This window comes from Achromobacter sp. 1012554356 (assembly GCF_059760815.1).
Window position 1 is genome coordinate 1 of record NZ_JCBANC010000084.1, and the last position, 20,401, is coordinate 20,401.

A 20,401-nucleotide genomic window follows, 5' to 3' on the forward strand; every position below is an offset into this window, starting at 1 on the left:
CCCCCCCGCAAGGTGTCCACGCATAAGCTGTGCCACTCATAAGCTGTCCCACTCATAAGCTGTCCCACACATAAGCTGTCCCACACATAAGCTGACTTAGCAGGGCCTTTCACGCCGGCACAGGGTGAGGGCAGCGCAAGACCCCGAGTCCGACCGCCTGGGAGTTGTGGATGACGCAAGTAAGCAGCAATGTCCGTCGTGTCATGTTGTATGCCTTGGGTGCATGGACGCTTGTATTAGCGGGATGTGGTGACCGGAACGACGCGGCGGCCGTCACTATCGCGCCGATGAAGGTGTTCGTGATGACCGTTGGCCGCCAGCCGGTCGACCTGAACGTGGATCTGCCCGGGCGGATCGAGCCCATCCGCACCGCCGAAGTGCGGGCGCGCGTGGACGGCATCGTCGAGAAGCTGCTCTACACCGAGGGCAGCGACGTGCAGGCCGGCGACCCGCTGTTCCAGATAGACCCCAGCGACTACAAGGCGCAGTTGGCGCAAGCCAACGCGATGCTGCAACGCGCGCAGGCCGTGCAGAAAAACGCGCGCTCGGTCACGGACCGGTTCCGGCCCCTGGTGCAGCGCCAGGCGGTCAGCGCGCAGGAGTACGAAGCGGCGTTGGCCGCATTGGGCCAGGCGCAGGCCAATGTCGCCGACGCGCAGGCCGCGGTCACGCTTGCGCAGTTGCGGCTGGACCGCTGCACGGTCAGGGCGCCCATCGCCGGGCGCGTGGGCCGCGCGCTGGTCACGGAAGGTGCGCTGGTCAGCGCGTCGGCGGCCACGCTGCTGGCGCAGGTCAACCAGCTTTCGCCGATCAGCGCCACGTTCACCAAGTCCAACACCGCCATCATGGACCTGACCGATTACGCGCGCTCCGGCGCGCTGGCCACGGCGGGCAACACATTTCCGGTGCGGCTTACGCTGGCCAACGGCCGAGAGTTCGGCGAGACCGGCGTCGTGGATTTCGCGGACCTGAGTGTGGACCGGACCACCGGCGCGCAGACCATCCGCGCGCGCTTCGACAACGCCCAGCGCGAACTGCTGCCCGGCCAGTTCGTCAACGGACAGATCCTCGTCGGCGTGCGCCAGGAGGGCGTTCTGATTCCCGCGCGGGCGGCGCGGTTGAACGGCGACACGGCCACTGTGTTCGTCATCGGGCCTGACAACACGGCGGTGCCCAGACAGATCGAAGTGGGTGAGCAGATCTCAGGAAGCTGGCTGGTGCGCAGCGGCCTTGAACCAGGGGAGAAAGTGGTCGTGGATGGCTGGCACAAGATCAGGCCAGGCCAACAGGTGGACCCGGTCGAACAGCAAGCCGCGAAACCCTAGCGGAGTCGGTCATGGGCTCATTCTTCGTCTTGCGGCCGGTATTCGCCTGGGTGGTGGCGTTGTTCCTTTTGCTGTTCGGGCTGATATCGGTGGTGCTGCTGCCGGTGGAGCAGTACCCGAACATCGCGCCGCCTTCGATCACGATCCAGGCGACCTTCCGGGGCGCCGACACCACCACCATCGACCGCACGGTCACCTCCATCATCGAAGAGGAGATGAACGGGGTCGACAACTTCCTGTACATGGCGTCGGTCAGCCGCGCCAACGGCACGTCGCAGATCACCGTGACACTGCAGCCGGGCACGGACCTGGACGTGGCTCGCAGTCAGGTTCAGGACCGCCTGAGCCGGGTCGAACCCCGGCTGCCGCAGGAAGTCCGCCAGCTGGGCGTGGCGGTCACCAAGGCCTCCTCCGGCTTCCTGATGCTGCTGGCGCTGCAGTCGGAAAGCGGCAACGTCAGCGCCGTCGAGATGGGCAATTTCGCGTCCAACAACATCCTCAACGAACTGCGCCGCATCCGCGGCGTGGGCGACGTGCAGTTGTTCGGCTCGTCGTACGCCATGCGGATCTGGCTGGACGAGCGCAAGCTGGCGAGCTTTCAGATGTCGGCCAGCGACGCGATGCGCGCGGTGCAGGAGCAGAACGCGCAGACGATCGGCGGGTCGCTCGGCGACCTGCCGCTGGCGCGCGGCGCGGACTTCAACGCGCAGATCGTGGCGCAGAGCCGCTTTTCCACGCCCGAGCAGTTCCGGCAGGTCATCCTGCGGGTCAACAACGACGGCTCGCTGGTGCGGCTTGGCGACGTGGCGCGGGTGGAACTGGGCAACGAAAGCTACAACTTCCGGCTCAGTGTCAATGGCAAGGAGGCCGCCGGCATCGCCATCCAGCTTGCCAACGACGCCAATGCGCTGGACGTTGCGCGGCAGGTGCGCCAGCGGATGGCGGAGCTGGAACCCGTGTTTCCGGTCGGCGTCGGCTGGACCGTGCCGTTCGACACCACGCCCTTCATCACCACGTCCATCAGCTCGGTGCTGGTCACCATGGTCGAGGCGCTGCTGCTGGTCACGGCGATGGTGTTCCTGTTCCTGCAAAGCTGGCGCAGCACGCTGATCCCCACGTTGATCGTACCGATCGCGCTGATCGGCACCTGCGCGGGCCTGTTTCTCTTTGGCGCGTCCATCAACCTGCTGTCGCTCTTTGGCATGGTGGTGGCGATCGGGGTGCTGAACGACGACGCCATCGTGGTGTCGGAAAACGTCGCGCGCATCATGCAGGACGAAAAATTGTCGGCGCCCGACGCGACGCGCAAGGCGGTTGGTCAGGTGTGGGGGCCGATCATCGCCAGCACGCTGGTGCTGGTGGCGGTGTTCGTGCCGATGGCGATGTTCCCCGGGTCCAGCGGCGCGATCTACCGGCAGTTCTCCATCACGCTGTCGGTGGCCATCGTCGTGTCGACCGTACTGGCGCTGTCGCTGGGCGCGGCCCTGTGCGCCACGTTGCTCAAACTGCCGGACGGCCAGCCGCCCAAGGGCAGGATTTCGAAGGGCAAGCAGTGGGTCTTCGACAAGTTCAACGGCGGCTTCGATGCGATGACCCGGCAGTATGTGCGGGCGGTGGAACACATGCTGCTGCGGCCGCTGCGCTGGATGCTGATCTTTCTGGGCGTCTGCGGGCTGACGATCTTTTTGTTTTCGCGCCTGCCGGGCGGCTACCTGCCGCTGGAAGACCAGGGCTACTTCTTCGTGTCGTACACCGGCGCGCCTGGCACCACGGCCGACCAGACCGAGGCGGCCGTGCAGCAGGCCGAAAGCCAGCTTCGGCAATTGCCGGCCGTGCGCAACGTGGCGTCCGTGGTCGGGTTCAATTTCTTCGGGCAGGGGCAAACGGCCGCGCTGTCATTCGTGGACCTGCACCCATGGAGCGAGCGCCCCGATCGCAGCGAGGCGGTCGATGCGCTGGTGGGGCGCAGCAATCTGGCTTTCCGGTCGATTCCGCAGGCAATGATCTTCGCGCTGAATCCGCCGCCCATTCCGTCGATGGGCAATGCGTCGGGTTTTTCGATGAAGGTGCAGGACCGCACCGCGCAGGGCGGCGCGGGCCTGGCTGCCACCGGCGCGGCAATGATCGCGGCCGCCGCGGCCAGCCCCGTGCTGACCGGCGTGCGGCTGGACGGCATGCCGCCGGGGCCGCGCCTGTATGTGGAGATCGATCGTGTCCACGCCCGCGCGCTGGGCCTGCAGGTGGCGCAGGTCAACCAGGCGCTGACGCTGGCGTTCGGGTCGAATTACGTCAACGACTTCCTGCATGACGGCTCGGTGCAGCGGGTGTTCATCCAGGCTGAGGCCGACCAGCGCATGCAGCCGCAGGACATTGCCGCCTTGCAGCTGCCGAACAACCGGGGCGAGATGGTGCCGTTCTCCGCGTTTTCGCGGATGCGCTGGATCGACGGCCCGCAGCAGTTGGAACGCTACAACGGCTTTCCGTCGATCACGATCTCGGGCGAGGCGGCCGCCGGCCGCTCCAGCGGTGTGGCGCTGGCCGAGATGGAGGCCATTGCCGGACGCGTCCTGCCGCAAGGCATCACCTACGAATGGACCGGCACCGCGTACGAGGAGCGGCAGGCGGGCAATCAGGTGGCGCTGCTGCTGGGCCTGTCGCTGATCGTGGTGTTCCTGCTGCTGTCGGCGCTGTACGAGAGCTGGTCTGTGCCGGTGTCCGTGCTATTGATCCTGCCGTTCGGCATTCTGGGCGCGGCCGCGTTCACGCTGGGGCGGGGCATGTCGGCGGACATCTATTTCAATATCGGGCTGGTCACGATCATCGGCCTGGCCGCCAAGAACGGCATCCTGATCGTGGAGTTCGCGCTGAAAGAGGAATTGGAAGGGCGCGACCGCAAGGAGGCTGTGGTCGATGCCGCCCGGCAGCGCCTGCGCCCCATCATCATGACCAGCATCACCTTCGTGCTGGGCATGCTGCCACTGGTGCTGGCCACCGGCGCGGGCGCGGCCAGCCGGCAGGCGGTGGGCACCAGCGTGATGGGCAGCATGCTGACCGCCACGCTGTTCGGTGTGTTCTTCACGCCGCTGTTCTACATGGTTGCGCGGCGCTGGTCGGGACCGCGCAAGAATAAAGACAAGCCGGCAGCCAGCGTTCCAGCCAAGGCCGAAGAGCGGGGAGAAAACCCATGAGGCCGGCGCGCATTGCCATCGTGGCGCTGATGGGCTGGGGGCTGTCCGCCTGCAACTTCGCGCCAGAGCACCGCCAGCCAGAAGTCGCGACGCCTGCGGAGTTTCCCGGCGAAGTCCCGCCGGACGCCGTGGCGGCGCAGGACGTGACGTGGGAGCAGTTCTTTGGCGATGCGCAACTCAAGCGCCTGATCGCCCGGTCGCTGGAACTGAACCAGGATCTGGCCGCCGCGACTGCCCGGATCGAGCAGGCGCGTGCCTTCTACCGCATCGAACGCGCCAACCAGTTGCCGCAATTGGACGCCGGCGCGGCAGCGTCGCGCAACCAGCAGCCGCTTGCCGTGCTGGACCCGGCACTGGCGGGCTCGCGGCAGACGGTGCAGTTCAACCAGTTCAGCGCCCAGGTAATGGTCTCGTCCTTCGAGCTGGATTTCTGGGGACGCGTGCGCAACATGACTGCGTCGGCGCTGCAGCAATACCTGGCGACTGTCGAAGGTCGGCGTGCCTTCCGCCTGTCACTGATCGCGAACGTGGCCTCGACCTATTACGACGCCCGGGCCGGTGAGGAGGGCATCTCGCTGGCGCAGCGCACGGTGGACACGCGCAGCTATGCGCTGGGCGTCGCGAAGGACCGGCTGGACGCGGGCGTGACGTCGCTGGTGGACTTCGAGCAGTCGGCCATTTTGCTGACGCAGGCGCAGACCCAGCTTGCGGAGTGGCAGCGCGCCACGGCGGCGCACTGGAACCGGTTGTGGGTGCTGGTGGGTGAAGACCTGCAGCGGGAGATGAGCGGCGGCCAGCCCATCGAGGCGGCGGGGCAGTTCGATGCGCTGAGCCCTGGCTTGCCGTCGTCGCTGTTGATCGTAAGACCCGACATCCGTCAGGCGGAAAACCGCCTGCGCAGCGCCAACGCCAACATCGGCGCCGCGCGCGCGGCTTTGTTTCCGCGCATCGCGCTGACCGGTTCGCTGGGCTATGCATCCACCGAGCTGTCCGACCTATTTTCCTCGCCCAGCCAGATCTGGAACATCGGCGCGGGGATCGGTTGGCCGATCTTCGACTACGGGCAGCGGCGTGCGGCGGTGGACCTGGCCACGGCGCAGCGCGATGAACTCATCGCCAACTACCGCAAGACGGTGCAGACGGCGTTCAGCGAGGTGGCCACCGCGCTGGAGAACCGCAAGCGCTTCCGGGAGCAGGTGACCGCGCAGGAAACGGCGATCCAGGCGCAGCGCCGGCTGGCCGAGACCGCCGAGCTTCGCTACATGAACGGCATCTCGATCTACCTCGAAGTCGTCGACGCGCGCCGTGGCCTGTTCAACGCGGAGCAGCAGATGCTGACGCTGCGGGCCTCGCAGCTTCAGAACGGGGTGTCGCTGTATGTGGCGCTGGGCGGCGGGGATGAGCAGCCGGAGGTGGTGATGGCGGGATCGCCGCCGGCTGGGGTGGCGCCGGCTGTTGAAGCGCCGGCCACCTCGACCCCCGTTCCGCCACCCGGCGTAGGAGCCCCCCAGTGAACGCCGGCAAGCCCGTCAGCACCGGCCAGCGCCTGTGGTGGCGCAGGCTTCGGAAGGCCGTGTTCATCATTGCTGGTCTCGCGGTGCTGGTCGTCGTCACGCTCATGGGCGTGCGCCTTTACGACATCCAGCAGGGCCCCCCGCTGGCCGCCTGGCACACGTACGTGCCGCAAGAACTCGACGCCGAACGCCTGGACCGCAGCTCCTGGGACGACTACCTGGCGCACGAGGACGCGCTATTCGCGCTGGTCCGGCAGAACGTGGGCGACAAGCTGCTGCCCGAGGACAAGGTGGACAGCAACCGCTATTTCGCGGACGCCAAGGTGTACCCCGAGCATTTCGCGCACGACTGGAACCGGTCATTCGTCCTGATGCCGCCCGGCGAACCGCAGGGCGTGGCCGTGCTGCTGCATGGCCTGACGGACTCGCCTTACAGCCTGCGCCACGTCGCCGCGCATTACCAGTCCGTCGGTTACGTGGCGATCGCCATCCGGATGCCGGGCCACGGCACGGTGCCGGGCGGGCTGACGGACGCGCACTGGGAGGACTGGGCGGCGGCAACGCGCCTGGCGGTCCGTGAAGCGCGCCGCCGGGTGCCCGCGCCCAAGCCGCTGCACATGGTGGGCTTTTCCAACGGCGGGGCGCTGGCGCTGATGCACACGCTGGACGCGCTGGACAATCCCGAGCTCGACAAACCCGACCGCCTGGTGCTGCTCTCGCCGATGGTCGGCATCACGTCGTTCGCGCGCTTTGCGGGCGTGGCCGGTCTGCCCGCGATCCTGCCCGCGTTCGCGAAGGCGGCGTGGCTAAGCATCGTGCCGGAGTTCAACCCCTTCAAGTACAACTCGTTCCCCGTCCACGCGGCCCGCCAGTCGTTCGAGCTGACGCAGACGCTGCAGGACCGGCTGGGCGCGCAGCAGCGATCCGGCGGCCTCGAACGGCTGCCGCCCATCATCACGTTTCATTCGGTGCTGGACTTCACGGTCAGCACGCGCGCGCTGATCAATGCCCTGTACGCGCGCCTGCCCGCCAACGGCAGCGACCTGGTGCTGTTCGACCTGAACCGCGCCACCAAGCTCGGGCCGCTGTTCCGCCGCGGTGTGGCCTGGCAGATGGCGGGCACGCTGCCCGGAGAAAAGCGCAACTACCGCCTGACGCTTGTCACCAACGCCAGCCCCACGTCCAGCGCCATGATCGAGCGCGTCATCGAGCCAAACGCCACCGCGGTCGTGGAACGCGCCATTGGCATGGACTACCCGCGCGAGGTCTATTCGCTGTCGCACGTGGCGTTGCCGTTTCCGACCGACGACGCGCTGTACGGCACGCACCCGGACAACATCGAGGAATTCGGCATCAGCCTGGGCGCGATGTCCATGCGCGGCGAGGTCGGGGCTTTCGTGATCGGCATGGATACGCTGACCCGGCTGACTTCCAATCCGTTCTATGCCTATCTGGTCAAGCGCGTTGATGGGGTGATACCAAGATGATGTCCTTCGCACTGTCCGGCATCTTCGCCATCCTGCTGCTGGGCCTCCTGTACCTGGCCAGCCCCGTGTTCGTGCCGTTGACGTTCGCACTGTTTGTGATCTGCCTGGTCGCGCCGCTGCGCCAGTACCTCGGCCGCAGAATGCCCGCGCCGCTCGCCGCGATCCTGGCGCTGGTGGTGACGCTGGTCGTGTCGGTGGTGTTCCTGTCGCTGGCGGCCTGGGGTTTCAGCCTGGTCGCGCAGTGGGTCATGGCCAACGCCGCCCGCTTCCAGCGCCTGTTCACGCTGGAGACCGAGACCCTGCATCCACATGGCGCGATGGCGATCCAGATGTTCCAGGACAGCTTCAACGTGTCATGGCTGGTGCGGGCGATCCAGGAGGTGGCGCTGCGGATCAACAGCATGCTGGGGATGATCTTCATCGCCTTTGTCTTCATTGCGCTCGGGCTGTTCGAATTGGACGAGGCACCCGGCCGGCTGACGCGCCTGTTGGGCGAGGCAAGGGCAAAGCGGTGGCTGGCGGTCGCGCGCGAGGTGGCGAGCAAGCTGCGCTGGTACATGGTGATCCGCACGATCGCCAGCGTGCTGACCGGGGTGACGGTCTGGCTGTTCGCGATCTACGCCGGACTGGAACTGGCGACAGCCTGGGGCGGACTCGCGTTCCTGCTGAACTACATCCCGTTTCTCGGACCGCTGGTGGCGACAGTGTTTCCGGCGTTCTTCGCGTTCGTGCAATACGGATCGCTGCAGACGAGCATTCTGGTGCTCGTCGTCTTGAACTGCATCCAGATCGTCTACGGCTGCTATCTGGAGCCGCGTCTTGCCGGCAGCGCGTTTTCGCTGTCGCCGCTGATGGTGATGTTTGCGGTGTTTTTCTGGGGGTTGGTGTGGGGCATACCGGGCACGTTCATCGGCGTGCCCCTTCTTATCACGATGACCACGGTGTACGGCGCCGGCCGCAGTTTGCGCGTCACGCGCGGCTGAGCCGCCTCGCCCGGGCAGCATCCGGGAAGGCGGCCGACCTGCTCACGTCTTTGCTCAATATTGGAGGTGCATGATGGAAAGCAGTACTCCCAAGAAGCTTGGATTGCTTGCCCTGACGGGCATGGTGGTAGGGTCGATGATCGGCGCCGGGATCTTTTCGCTGCCCAGAACCTTTGGCGGGGCGACGGGCGTGGTCGGGGCCGTCATCGCGTGGATCATCGCGGGCGCCGGCATGTACACGCTGGCGCGCGTGTTCCAGTCGCTGGCCGAGCGCAAGCCCGACCTTGACGCAGGCGTCTTCGCCTACGCCAAGGCCGGGTTTGGCGACTACCTCGGCTTTCTGTCCGCGTTCGGCTACTGGATCGGAAGCTGCATCGGCAACGTGTCGTACTGGGTGCTGATCAAATCCACGCTGGGCGCCTTCTTTCCCATCTTCGGGGACGGCAACACGGTCATCGCCATCGCCGTGGCGTCCGTGGGGATCTGGCTGTTCCACTTCATGATCCTGCGCGGGGTGCAGCAGGCCGCATTCATCAACGCCGTGGTGACGGTGGCCAAGATCATCCCGATCGTGGTGTTCATCATCGTGCTGTTCGTGGCGTTCAAGCTTGACCTCTTCCGCATCAATTTCTGGGGCGAGATGAGCGGCTACGGCCTGTTCGAGCAGGTGCGGCGAACCATGCTGGTGACCGTCTTCGTCTTTCTCGGCATCGAGGGCGCCAGCGTGTACTCGCGCTTTGCGTCCCAGCGCTCGCACGTGGGGGTGGCCACGCTGATCGGCTTTGTGACGGCGCTGCTGCTGATGGTGCTGGTCTCGCTGCTGCCCTATGCCGCCATGCAGCAGAGCGACATCGCCGCGCTGCGCCAGCCGTCCATGGCCGGGGTGCTGGAGTCGGTGGTCGGGCCGTGGGGCGCGGTGTTCGTCAGCGTGGGTCTCTTGATCTCGGTGCTGGGAGCATACCTGGCCTGGTCGCTGATCTGCGCCGAGGTGATGCACGCGGCTTCCAAGAACGAAGACATGCCGCGCGCGTTCGCCCGCGAAAACAAGAATGGCGTGCCGGTCGTGGCGCTGTGGGTGACCAACATCATCGTGCAGCTTTTCGTCATCAGCACGTACTGGTCGCGCGACGCCTTCTCGCTGATGCTGAGCCTGACCAGCGCGATGTCGCTGATTCCCTATCTGCTGGTGGCGGGATTCGGCTGGCAGCTCGCCAAGCGCGGCGAAACCTATGTCGGCGGCAAGCACCAGAAGCGGGATCTGACGCTTGCCAGCATCGCGGCCGTCTACACCCTCTTCATGATCTTTGCCGGCGGCCTGAAGTTCCTGCTGCTGTCGGCGCTGTTGTATGCGCCCGGGTCGGTCCTGTACTTCTGGGCCCGGCGCGAGCAGGGCCGGAAATTCTTCACCGGTTGGGAGTTGGTCGTTTTCATCGTGGCATGCGTCGGAGCCGTGGCCGCCATTGTCGGCCTCGTCTACGGCTGGATTGCCATCTAACGTCTGGGAGCTAGTCATGGCTGATACCGAGGAATTTGGAGTCCATTCAGAAGTCGGGCAATTGCGCACGGTGATGGTCTGCGCGCCGGGACGCGCCCACGAGAGATTGACGCCCTCCAATTGCGATCAACTGCTGTTTGACGATGTCATGTGGGTCGACAACGCGAAGCGCGACCATTTCGACTTCATGACGAAGATGCGGGACCGGGGCGTGGACGTCGTGGAAATGCACAACCTGCTGGCCGAAACGGTCGCTATTCCCGAAGCGAAGAAGTGGATCCTGGACAACCAGGTCGTGGCGAACCAGGTTGGCCTGGGCCTGCTGGACGAGATCCGCAGCTACCTGGATGGCTTGCCCGCGCGCAAGCTGGCAGAGACGCTGATCGGCGGGCTGTCGACCGAGGAGTTTCCCGAGTCGATCGGCGGCGAACAGCTCATGCTCATCAAGGAGGCCGCCGGCGTCACGGAATACCTGTTGCCGCCGCTGCCCAACACGCTGTACACGCGCGACACCACCTGCTGGATCTACGGCGGCGTCACGCTCAATCCGCTTTATTGGCCGGCGCGGCACGAAGAGACGATCCTCACGTCGTCGATCTACAAGTTCCATCCACGCTTTGCCGGCAAGGTGAACGTCTGGTGGGGCGACCCCACGGCGGATCACGGGCTGGCCACGCTGGAAGGGGGCGATGTCATGCCCATCGGCAACCGCACGGTGATGATCGGGATGAGCGAGCGCACCTCGCGCCAGGCCATCAGCCAGCTCGCGGCCAGCCTGTTCGCCAAGGAGGCGGCGGACCGGGTGATCGTGGCGGCCATGCCGAAGCTGCGCGCGGCCATGCATCTGGACACCGTGCTGACCTTCGCGGACCGCGATTGCGTGCTGATGTACCCGGACATCGTCAACAACGTCCAGGCCTTCTCGTACCGGCCGGGCAGCGCCCCGGGGTCGCTGGAGCTGCACAAGGACAAGGGGTCGCTGGTGGACGTGATCGGCGAGGCGCTGGGCGTCAAGAAGATGCGTGTCGTCGAGACCGGCGGCAACGCCTATGTGCGCGAACGCACCCAGTGGGACAGCGGCGCCAACCTGGTCTGCATCTCGCCCGGGGTCGTGCTGGCGTATGACCGCAACGTCTACACCAACACGCTGCTGCGCAAGGCGGGTGTCGAGGTCATCACCTTCGTCGGCGCCGAACTGGGCCGGGGCCGCGGCGGCGGGCACTGCATGACGTGCCCGATCTCGCGGGATCCCGCCTAGCGGACACGGCCGCGCGTGGCCGTCCCCGCGGGGGCGGCCGCGCGGGCGCGCAACCAGCGGATCGCTTTCAGGAGAAGAACGTGAGCGGGGAAACTGCCAAACTTTCTCGCATGGCGCTGGCCGCCATGGTGGTGGGGTCGATGGTGGGGGCGGGGATCTTTTCGCTGCCCAGCGTCTTTGCGCGCAATACCGGTCCGGTGGGCGGCCTGGTGGCCTGGGCCATTGCGGGCACGGGCATGTTGACGCTGGCCATGGTCTTCCAGTTCCTGTCGCGCCGGCGTCCCGACCTGGACGCGGGCATCTTCGCGTATGCCAAGGCTGGATTCGGCCTGTACCTGGGCTTTCTGGCGGCGCTGGGCTACTGGACGGCCGCCTGCCTGGGCAACGTCAGTTACTTCGTCATCTTCAAGGGGACGCTGGGCGCCGTGCTGCCGTTCTTCGGCGACGGCGATACCGTGTCGGCCGTGCTCGTGTCGTCGGTGCTGCTGTGGTCCACCCATTTCCTGATCCTGCGGGGCATCCGGCAAGCCGCGGGCATGAACACGATCGTCACCATCGCCAAGGTGGTGCCGATCGCCATCTTCATCGCCTTCGCCGCCTTTGCCGTGGATCTGGATGTGCTGCGCGCAAACATTGCCGAAGGGCTCAGCGGCGAGGGCAAGGGCAGTCTCTTCGAGCAAGTGCGCAACACGATGCTGGTCACGGTGTTCGTGTTCCTGGGGGTGGAGGGCGCCAGCGTTTACTCCCGTTACGCCAAGCGCCGCGAGGACGTGGCGGTGGCCACCATTGTGGGATTCCTGCTGGTGTTGGCGCTGCTGGTGCTGGTGACGATGCTGTCGTATGGGGTGCTGCCGCGCGCGGAACTGGCGTCGCTGCGTAATCCTTCGATGGCGGGCGTGCTGCGGGCGGTGGTCGGACCGTGGGGCAGCATGCTGGTCAGTGTGGGACTGATGGTGTCGGTGGCGGGCGCCTACCTGGCGTGGATTTTGCTGGCCGCGGAAGTGCTGCGCGCCGCGGCGGGCGCAGGCATCATGCCGTCGGTCCTGGCGCGAGAGAACCGCCATGGCGTGCCCGCGGCGGCGCTCTGGCTCAGCAATGGCATCGTGCAGCTCTTTCTGATCGTCACGCTCTTCACCGAGGACACGTTCGTGCTCCTGAAGAACATGGCCAGTTCGATGAGCCTGATTCCGTACTTCTTCGTGGCGGCGTTCGGCCTGATGCTGGCGCTGCGCGGCGAAACCTATGATGGCTGGAGCCGGCGGCGCAAGATCGAACTGGGGCTGGCGGTGGTGGCCACGGTCTATGCGGCGGGGCTGGTGTATGCGGGCGGCTTCCGGTACTTCGTCCTCTCGTGCGTCATCTACGCGCCCGGCACCATCCTCTTCCTGATTTCGCGCCGGGAGCAGCGCGGCAACATCTTCGCGCCGTACGAGTGGCCGATCCTGCTGATCGTGCTGGTGTCCTGCGGCATCGGCGTGTGGGCGATAAGCACGGGCAACAGGGCGTTCTAACCGACAGGAAAAGGGCAGCACGGCAATGAGCAGCGAACTGGCGATTGTCCTTACCATCCTTTGCGCGGCGGTCGTGCTGTTCGTCATCGGACGGCCCCGTTCGGACGCCGTGGCGCTGCTGGTCATGCTGCTGCTGCCGCTGAGCGGCACGGTGACCTACCGCGAGGCGCTGGATGGCTTTTCGAACCCCGCCATCATCCTGATCGCATGCCTGTTCGTGGTTGGAGAGGGGCTTGTCCGCACCGGCGTCGCGCAGGCCGTGGGCGATCTGTTGCTGCGGCACGGCGGCAAGAGCGAGGGCTGGCTGGTGCTGCTGGTGATGGGGGCGGTGGGGTCGATGGGCGCCGTGATGAGCTCCACGGCCGTGGTCGCCATCTTCATCCCCATCGTGCTGCGGATCGCACGCAAATCCGGCATGGCTGCCCGGCGGATCTTGATGCCGATGGGCACGGCGGCGGCCATCAGCGGCATGCTGACGCTGGTGGCGACCACGCCCAACCTGGTGCTCAACAGCGCGCTGGGCTATGCGGGCTATGAGGGATTCGGCTTCTTCGACTTCACACCGATCGGCGTCGTCGTGCTGGCGGGCGGCATTGCCTACATGTTGTTTGCGCGCAAGCTGATCGACGCAGGGCAGGGGCCGCGCGCCTTGAACCGGCCCAGCCTGGGCGACTGGGCCACCAAGTATTCCCTGCAGAACCGGGCATGCCGCCTGGTCGTGCAGGACGATTCCGACCTCGTGGGACGCCGGCTCGGGCTGTGGGCGGGCGAACTTGGCAAGGCGGCGTTCGTCATCGCGATCGAGCGCAACACGCGGTTTGCGCGGGCCGTCATGCGCCCGACGGCGGACGACGTGCTGGAGGCGGGCGACATCCTGCTGCTCGACATGGATTCAGAGGGCTTCGATATCGACGGCTTTTGCGGCCGGCATCACCTGAAGCGGCTGGCGATGTCCGGCGTGTACTTCACGGACCAGGCCCGCGACGTGGGCATGGTCGAGGTCATCATCCCCTCGGAGTCGCGGCTGGACGGCGCGAACGCGCGCGACTCCGTGGTGCTGGCGCGGCATGGGCTCTTCGTCGTCGGGCTGTGGCGCGGCAAGGAGGCCAAGCGCGACCTGCCGGACGTGAAGATGCGCGTGGGCGACACGCTGCTGGTGGTCGGGCCGTGGGCGGGCATCTTTTCCCTGCAGGCGGAAGAGCACGATCTGGTCAGTCTGGCGATGCCGGTCGAAGCCGATTCGCTGGTGCCGGTTGCCAATCGCGCCATCCACGCGCTGTTCTCGCTGGCGACGGTGGTGTTCCTGATGCTGACCGACTGGGTGCCCAACGTGATGGCGGGGCTGATCGGCGCCCTGATGATGGGCCTCTTCGGCTGCGTGACGCTGGACGTGGCGTACCGGTCGATCAACTGGCGGGCCCTGATCCTGATCGTGGGCATGCTGCCGTTTGCGTTGGCGCTCAAGCGCAGCGGCGGCGTGGATCTCGCCGCACAGTTCCTGCTGCACTATTCGGGCGATTGGGGCATCTACGGGCAGTTGGCGCTGGTGTTCGTGGCGACGGTGACGCTGGGCGTGGTGGTTTCCGGCACGGCCACCGCCGTGCTGATGGGCCCAGTTGCGATCAGCATCGCCGAAAGCCTGCACGCCTCGCCCTATGCGTTTGCGATGACGGTGGCCATCGCGTCGTCTGCGGCGTTCATGTCGCCGGTGTCCACGCCCTCCAATGCGCTGGTCAGCGTGGCGGGCGGCTTCGGATTTGCCGATTACCTGAAGATCGGGACGCCGCTGGCCTTGTTTTCCCTGGTGGTCAGCGTGACGCTGATTCCGATCCTGTTTCCGTCCTGAGGGCGGATGACCCCACCCAGAGGTTCGATCATGTTTGTCAGGACTGGCATTGCAATCACGGCCGCATCGCTGATTCTTGGCGCTTCGCTGGCGCATTCCCATGGCCTGCCCGCGGCGCCGAATGGCGCGCCGCCGCCGACCGCGCAGGCCGCGCCGGATTCGCGGATCCTGTTTGAAAACGTGCGCGTCTTCGATGGCCTGTCGGGCGATCTGAGCCCCGCAAGCAGCGTGCTGGTCCACGGCAACGTCATCGAGAAAGTGTCGAGGGACAAGATTGCCGCTGACGGCGCGCGCGTCATCGACGGCGGCGGCCGCACGATGATGCCGGGGCTGATCGACATGCACTGGCACAGCATGTTCGTGGGCGTGCCGATTGCGGTGGCAATGACGCAGGACCCCACGTATCTCAACATCGTCGCGGGCGTCGAGGCGCGGAAGACGCTGATGCGCGGCTTCACCACGGTGCGCGACCTGGGCGGCTCGGCCTTCAGCCTGAAGCTGGCGGTGGACCAGGGCGTGATCCCGGGCCCGCGCATCTATCCGTCGGGCGCGATGATCAGCGTGACCAGCGGGCATGGCGATTTCCGCTCGATGGCGGACCTGCCGCGCACCCAGGGCGCGCCGGCGTCGCGGCACGACCTGGCGGGCGACAGCACCATTGCCGACAGCCCCGACGAAGTGCGCCTGCGCACGCGCGAACAGCTCATGCAAGGCGCGACGCAGATCAAGCTGACGGGCGGCGGCGGCGTGTCGTCGCCGCACAGCCCGCTGGACGTCGTGACGTTCACCGAACACGAGCTGCGCGCGGCCGTGGAAGCCGCGACGGACTGGGGCACCTACGTCGCGGTGCACGCCTACACGCCCACGGCCATCCAGCGCGCCATCAAGGCGGGCGTGCAGAGCATCGAGCACGGCAGCATGATGGACGAGGAAACGGCGCAGCTGATGGCGCGCGCCGGCGTGTGGCTGAGCACGCAGCCCTTTCCGGACGAACTGGCCGACGCCTTTCCGCGCGGGTCGGACCAATGGCTAAAGGCGCAGGAGGTCTTTGCGGGCACCGATCGGACCTACCAGTTGGCGATCAAGCACAAGCTCAAGACCGCGTTCGGCACGGACATCCTGTTTTCAAGCCAGCTGGCCGAGCAGCAGGGCAGGATCCTGGCAAGCCTGACGCGGTGGTACACCCCCGCGCAGACGCTCATCATGGCAACCGGCACGAACGCGGAGCTGCTGAAACTGTCAGGCAAGCGCAATCCCTATCGCGGCGACCTGGGCGTCGTGCGCGAAGGCGCGCTGGCCGACCTGCTGCTGGTCGATGGCGACCCGATTCAGGACATCAAGCTGATCGGCGATCCGGACAAGAACTTCCTGATCATCATGAAGGACGGGGTGATCTACAAGGATGCAGTGCCGGCTCGCTGAGTTCCTGGTCGATGCCCGGCACGCCGCGCCGGATGTTGCGCGAGTAATCGGCGGGATCGGCGGTGGCGCGGGCGCGGTCCGTGTAGCGGCCCCGGCGCCGGTATTCGCCGGTGCTGTCCGCCCCGCGCAGCGCATTGAGCTTGTACAGGTACTCCGGCAGGTAACCCGATAAAAGCTGGCGGTAGTCCATCGGCAGTCCGGGCACAATGCGCCGCGCCATCTGGAACACGATCGACGTGCAATTGGCGGTCAGCGTGTGATAGAAGCGCGGCGAGGCGCGCAGCCGGTTGGCGGCGTCCACGTAGGCAAGAAAGAGTTCGCGCGGCGCGCCCTTGGGCATGTGGATGCGGTACAGGTAGCCGTCCTCGCCCCGGACGTTCGTGCGCACGCGCAGGCAGTCTGCTTCAGCCGCCGCGATCACGCTCAGCTCGTACTGCTTGAAGAAGCCGCCGATCTCGGAAAACCGGTCGCCCTGCTTGCGGCGGATTTCCACCGAGAACACCACGTGATCGTCGTCGCCGAAGCCGAACGACACCAGTGCGTGGGCGATGGCGGGATGGCCCCAGTACGACAGGGCGACGTCCACGGATTGCAGGGTTTCCAGCGCATAGCGGCGGGTTTCCCAGCGGGGCGTGAAGTCGGTGCGCGAGCGCCAGTCGAAGTTGCGCACGTTGTGCAGCGTGACGGTGCTGCCATCGACGTCGCCATGGGTTTGGCGGGCGACCTCGGCAATCCAGGGGCGGTCGTTGGACGGACGGATGCGCAGCCACCAGCCCAGCAGAACGGCCAGCGCCGCGCCATGCAGAATCAGGCCGGGCCACCAGCGCGGCCACACCAGCCCGGCGAGGGCGGCCAACGCCAACAGCACCCATGCCAGCATCGCGACGAGCTTCCACACCGATGAAAGCGGCGCGCGGATCCATAACGCCAGCGCACCCCAGCCCGCTTCCAGCGCAATGGCGATGCCCAACAGGATGGAAGCCGTCATTGCGCTCCTTGGGCGGCGGTAGCGCCGCGCACTGCAATCAGAAGGTGCCGACCGTGACCAGTCGGTCGGATTCGAACATGGCGGCCGGGGAGATGATGGGTTCTTCCCACGGGATGTTCTTGCCGTAGCGTTCCCGCATCTTGGCCTGCACGGCTGGCGATGTCAGATCGAAGCTCTTCAGCGGCGCCAGCGCGCCCACCTTCACGTCCAGCACGCGCTGATAGATCTTCCACACCAGTTCGGAGCAGTAGATCTGATCGTCCGACCAGGCGAACACCAGATCGTAGGGCTTGCCGACGTAGGCGGCGCCGGCCTTCGCCAGCCGATCGCGCGCGTCGGGCGTCAGCAGCGACGTGTCGCGCAGCCGCTTGACCACGTAATGGCCGCGCTCGCCTTGCGCGGCCCATTGGGAGAGGGGGGTGTAGCTGACGCGTGCCGCGGCCTCAAGCACGTAGGGCTGGCCTTGGCGCGTCACGATCATGCCCATGTGGCTGTAGGGCGAATGTGTGGCTTGCTGGATGGCCAGGCTTTGCGCCGACCGGGATTGCTGGAACACCATGTCGCCGGTCTGGATGTCGGGCGCCGCGGCGGCCGCCATGGAGAGCGCGGACAGCGTCGTCAGCGCGGCCGCACAGACCGTTGTTGCCAGCCTCACGAGCGAGCCCGTCCGGCCGCAGGTGTCTGCTTTTTTGCGCGCGGCTTGGCCGCGGGTTTTTCTTCCTTGGGCGGCGTGTCGAACTCTTGTTTGTTGCGTTCGCCGCGTGGCGTGTTTTCAGGGTGGGGTTTGGGAAATGCCCAGGGCTTCGTTTTCTGATCCATTGCATGTACTCCTTGCACAGGCGGAACAGTAGCATTAGCCGGTGGCCCTGAGTAAGTGAGGGTTGACGTCAATATTCATCACATCGTGATATGAAGGCGAAAAATGTCCGCCGCGCGTCATTGGGTCTTAGGTATTTCCGTGACCCAGATGCGGTCGAACTGCTCGCGGACCCGGCGCGCCCAATCGTCGATGGCGCTTTGCACGTCGGCGGCGGTGGGCTTGCGGTTTTCCGGCAGGTTGCTGCCCGTGACCGCGCCCAACGATGCGATCAGCAATTGATTGGTGGTGGCATCACGCGCGGAGGCTTCGATCAGCAGCCGCGCGGATTGGTCGCGCAGGCCTGCTGCCTTGGCGGTCTGGCCCAGCACATAACCGATCGGCACGTACTCGCCCGGCCATACCCAGATGCGGCCGCCACATCATTCTTCTGGCCATGCGAAAACGCTGTCGTGCCGGACCCGGCCAGCGCTACGATGGGTGGGTGCACATAGAAGGGGGGAAACTCTATGGACACCGCCAACGAATGGTATGCCGCGGTCAAGGAATGGCAGCGGGCACGTGACGAACTGACCGACGCAATCGCCGCGATCCAGTGGCCCAGTCCCACGCCCGGTTGCCTGGAAAACTACGACCGCGCCTTTGCGCATGAGACCGAGGCGCGCGAGCACATGAACGCCGCCTATGAGCGATCCCGACGATAGCGCCCGAACGGCCTGACCGGCGTTGGGCGGCGCGCCATGGGCATGGCTCCATGAAAGGCTGATTGTGTGGCTCTTTCAGTGGTGCCACGTGCGCGGTATGTTGTCGCTTTCCTACCTTTTCCCTGCGCCGCCATCATGTATCTGCCGTCCGCCTTCCGCGAAGATTCGCTGGACATCCAGCACGAGTTCATCCGCGCCCACCCGCTAGGGGTCGTCTTCACCAGCGGGGAGGGCGGGCTGATGGCCAATCACATCCCCTGTCTGCTCTATCCCGACGGCCCGCACGGCGTCCTGCGCCTGCACGTGGCGCGCGCCAATCCGCAGCTTGCCGAGCTGGCCGCGGGGCGCGAATGCCTGGTCGCCTTTCATGGCGCGCAGGCCTACATCACGCCGTCCTGGTACGCGACCAAGGCTGAAACGCACAAAGTCGTGCCGACCTGGAACTTCGTGGCCGTGCACGTGTGGGGCACACCGGTGATCCAGGATGATCCGGCCTGGCTGCGTGCCCAGCTCGAGGCGCTGACCGACAGCCAGGAGAAAGCGCGCGTCCAGCCGTGGCGCGTGGACGAGGCGCCCGCCGACTTCATCGCGGCGCAGATGCGCGCCATTGTCGGCATCGAGATTCCCATTGCCCGCATCGAAGGCAAGTGGAAGGTCAGCCAGAACCGCAACGCGGCGGATCGCGAGGGCGTGGCCGAAGGCCTGGTCAGCGAACGCGGCGATGCGGTCATGGCCGGTCTGGTCGCACGGCGTGGCGGGAGCGCCTGAGGCATCAGCGCGCGCCGCGCTTCGCGTGCGCGCCACGGCCGACCGCAAAGCACACGATGGCGGCACCTTGCAGCAGGGCAGCCGCCGCCAGGAAGCTGGGCAGGGCCAACCCGGATGGCTGCAGCAGTGAACGCAGTGCGCCGAACGCCGCGGGCGCAAAGGCATAAGCGCCTTGCGACAGCGCGACGATCAGCGGCACGACGCGTGACGCCTGCTCGCGGGCAAACTCCGTCTGCGCGATCAGGGGCGGCAGCGATGTGGCGTTGCCGATACCCGACCCGAACAGCACGACGCCCGCCCACACCGCCCATGCATGGTCGGCGGCCAGCATCAGCACCAGCGACCCGGCAATCTGCACGGCATACGCCACGCAGGCAATCTTGCGGCGGTCTGCCCCCGGCGGCATCAGCCAGCCGACCAGCGAGCGGCCCGCGATGGCGCTGGCGGTGGCCAGTCCCATTGCCAGGCCTGCCGTCTGCGCGCCCAATAGCGGCGCCAGCAGCGACAGCAGGTGAGCGATCAAACCGATCTGGGCAAACAGCCCCAGCGCCATGCCGGCGGCCAGCGTCACGAATGCCCGGTCGCGGCGCAGCTTGGCCGCAAGCGCGGGTGCGGGCGGTGCGGCGATTGCAGATTGGTAGGGCGGCTCTCCGTCGGGCGACGAATCACCGTCCGGCGCCTGGCCGAGCTGCTGCGGGGTGACCTTGAATACCTTGTGCGACAGCACGGCGATGACGGCGACCATCGTCACGCCGATCCACAGCGCTGCCTGCGCAAAGCCGGCCTGCGCAATCAGGAACACCCACAGCGGCGAAAAGACGATGCCGCCCACGCTGGCGCCGTTGTACGCCATGCCCAGGGCGGCAGGGCGCCGGCGGACGAACCAGGGGGCGATCAGCGCGTTGACGGCCGCGGCGCCCAGCGTCACCCAGCCCATTCCGCTTAACACCGCTGCGCCATAAAGCTGCCACGGCGCCTGCGCCACCGCCCATCCCGCCACACCCAGCGCCAGCGTGGGCGGCATCGTCGTTTAGCCGCTGTGGGTGTTCCTGATTGCGCAGGCCGGCTTTGCGCAGGCAGCGCTGTGGATCGGCG

Annotated in this window: 17 protein-coding genes; 12 read left to right on the plus strand and 5 right to left on the minus strand. The window is 66.5% G+C overall.

Annotated elements, in window-relative coordinates; translation table 11 throughout:
• The first annotated feature begins 170 nt into the window (after positions 1 to 170).
• From AC6LJW_RS27435 to AC6LJW_RS27480, 10 genes are all read left to right on the plus strand, one after another.
• Complete coding sequence (locus tag AC6LJW_RS27435; RefSeq protein WP_498088783.1) at positions 171 to 1,325, plus strand: efflux RND transporter periplasmic adaptor subunit; 1,155 nt, start codon at positions 171 to 173, stop codon at positions 1,323 to 1,325.
• An 11-nt stretch (positions 1,326 to 1,336) separates the two neighbouring features.
• Entirely contained in the window at positions 1,337 to 4,513 is a 3,177-nt protein-coding gene (locus tag AC6LJW_RS27440; protein WP_056563707.1) for a multidrug efflux RND transporter permease subunit, read from the plus strand.
• Positions 4,510 to 6,027, plus strand: a complete 1,518-nt coding sequence (locus AC6LJW_RS27445) for an efflux transporter outer membrane subunit (RefSeq protein WP_427986180.1) — start codon at positions 4,510 to 4,512, stop codon at positions 6,025 to 6,027. Before AC6LJW_RS27440 ends, AC6LJW_RS27445 begins: the two co-directional genes overlap by 4 nt.
• Positions 6,024 to 7,514 (plus strand): alpha/beta hydrolase, encoded by a 1,491-nt coding sequence (locus AC6LJW_RS27450; protein WP_498088784.1) that lies wholly within the window; start codon positions 6,024 to 6,026, stop codon positions 7,512 to 7,514. Before AC6LJW_RS27445 ends, AC6LJW_RS27450 begins: the two co-directional genes overlap by 4 nt.
• The gene (locus AC6LJW_RS27455) at positions 7,511 to 8,497 is read left to right on the plus strand and encodes an AI-2E family transporter (protein WP_056563704.1); all 987 of its coding nucleotides are present in this window, start codon (positions 7,511 to 7,513) and stop codon (positions 8,495 to 8,497) included. Before AC6LJW_RS27450 ends, AC6LJW_RS27455 begins: the two co-directional genes overlap by 4 nt.
• Before the next feature lie 73 nt (positions 8,498 to 8,570).
• The gene (locus AC6LJW_RS27460) at positions 8,571 to 9,992 is read left to right on the plus strand and encodes a basic amino acid/polyamine antiporter (RefSeq protein ID WP_056563700.1); all 1,422 of its coding nucleotides are present in this window, start codon (positions 8,571 to 8,573) and stop codon (positions 9,990 to 9,992) included.
• A gap of 16 nt (positions 9,993 to 10,008) precedes the next feature.
• Positions 10,009 to 11,250 (plus strand): arginine deiminase, encoded by a 1,242-nt coding sequence (gene arcA, locus AC6LJW_RS27465; RefSeq protein ID WP_056563697.1) that lies wholly within the window; start codon positions 10,009 to 10,011, stop codon positions 11,248 to 11,250.
• Positions 11,251 to 11,360: 110 nt separating this feature from the next.
• The gene (locus AC6LJW_RS27470; RefSeq protein ID WP_056563694.1) at positions 11,361 to 12,761 is read left to right on the plus strand and encodes a basic amino acid/polyamine antiporter; all 1,401 of its coding nucleotides are present in this window, start codon (positions 11,361 to 11,363) and stop codon (positions 12,759 to 12,761) included.
• Positions 12,762 to 12,786: 25 nt separating this feature from the next.
• Positions 12,787 to 14,607, plus strand: a complete 1,821-nt coding sequence (locus AC6LJW_RS27475; protein WP_056563692.1) for an SLC13 family permease — start codon at positions 12,787 to 12,789, stop codon at positions 14,605 to 14,607.
• 30 nt (positions 14,608 to 14,637) lie between these two features.
• Entirely contained in the window at positions 14,638 to 16,029 is a 1,392-nt protein-coding gene (locus AC6LJW_RS27480; protein WP_498088785.1) for a metal-dependent hydrolase family protein, read from the plus strand.
• Here AC6LJW_RS27480 and AC6LJW_RS27485 read toward each other — a convergent pair.
• From AC6LJW_RS27485 to AC6LJW_RS27500, 4 genes are all read right to left on the minus strand, one after another.
• Positions 15,983 to 17,017, minus strand: a complete 1,035-nt coding sequence (locus tag AC6LJW_RS27485) for an Lnb N-terminal periplasmic domain-containing protein (protein ID WP_498088786.1) — start codon at positions 17,015 to 17,017, stop codon at positions 15,983 to 15,985. The genes AC6LJW_RS27480 and AC6LJW_RS27485 overlap by 47 nt on opposite strands.
• A 37-nt stretch (positions 17,018 to 17,054) precedes the next feature.
• Positions 17,055 to 17,672, minus strand: a complete 618-nt coding sequence (locus AC6LJW_RS27490) for a YiiX family permuted papain-like enzyme (protein WP_235512102.1) — start codon at positions 17,670 to 17,672, stop codon at positions 17,055 to 17,057.
• Positions 17,669 to 17,836 carry a hypothetical protein gene (locus tag AC6LJW_RS27495; RefSeq protein WP_200949380.1) on the minus strand — a complete coding sequence of 56 codons (168 nt, stop codon included), beginning with the start codon at positions 17,834 to 17,836 and terminating at the stop codon, positions 17,669 to 17,671. The genes AC6LJW_RS27490 and AC6LJW_RS27495 overlap by 4 nt, the downstream gene beginning before the upstream one ends.
• A 117-nt stretch (positions 17,837 to 17,953) precedes the next feature.
• On the minus strand, positions 17,954 to 18,220 hold the full coding sequence (locus AC6LJW_RS27500; RefSeq protein WP_498088787.1) for a DUF3313 family protein: 267 nt from the start codon (positions 18,218 to 18,220) through the stop codon (positions 17,954 to 17,956).
• A gap of 123 nt (positions 18,221 to 18,343) precedes the next feature.
• Between AC6LJW_RS27500 and AC6LJW_RS27505 the strand changes: the two genes are divergently transcribed.
• Together AC6LJW_RS27505 and AC6LJW_RS27510 are read left to right on the plus strand one after the other, a co-directional pair.
• A complete protein-coding gene (locus AC6LJW_RS27505; protein WP_056563686.1) occupies positions 18,344 to 18,538 on the plus strand; it encodes a hypothetical protein in 195 nt (64 codons plus the stop codon).
• A gap of 135 nt (positions 18,539 to 18,673) precedes the next feature.
• Positions 18,674 to 19,306 carry an FMN-binding negative transcriptional regulator gene (locus AC6LJW_RS27510; protein WP_056563683.1) on the plus strand — a complete coding sequence of 211 codons (633 nt, stop codon included), beginning with the start codon at positions 18,674 to 18,676 and terminating at the stop codon, positions 19,304 to 19,306.
• Positions 19,307 to 19,310: 4 nt separating this feature from the next.
• On the opposite strand, the gene AC6LJW_RS27515 is transcribed toward AC6LJW_RS27510, so the two are convergent.
• Positions 19,311 to 20,330, minus strand: coding sequence for an MFS transporter (locus AC6LJW_RS27515; protein WP_498088788.1), 1,020 nt, complete (start codon positions 20,328 to 20,330; stop codon positions 19,311 to 19,313).
• Positions 20,331 to 20,401: the final 71 nt, after the last annotated feature.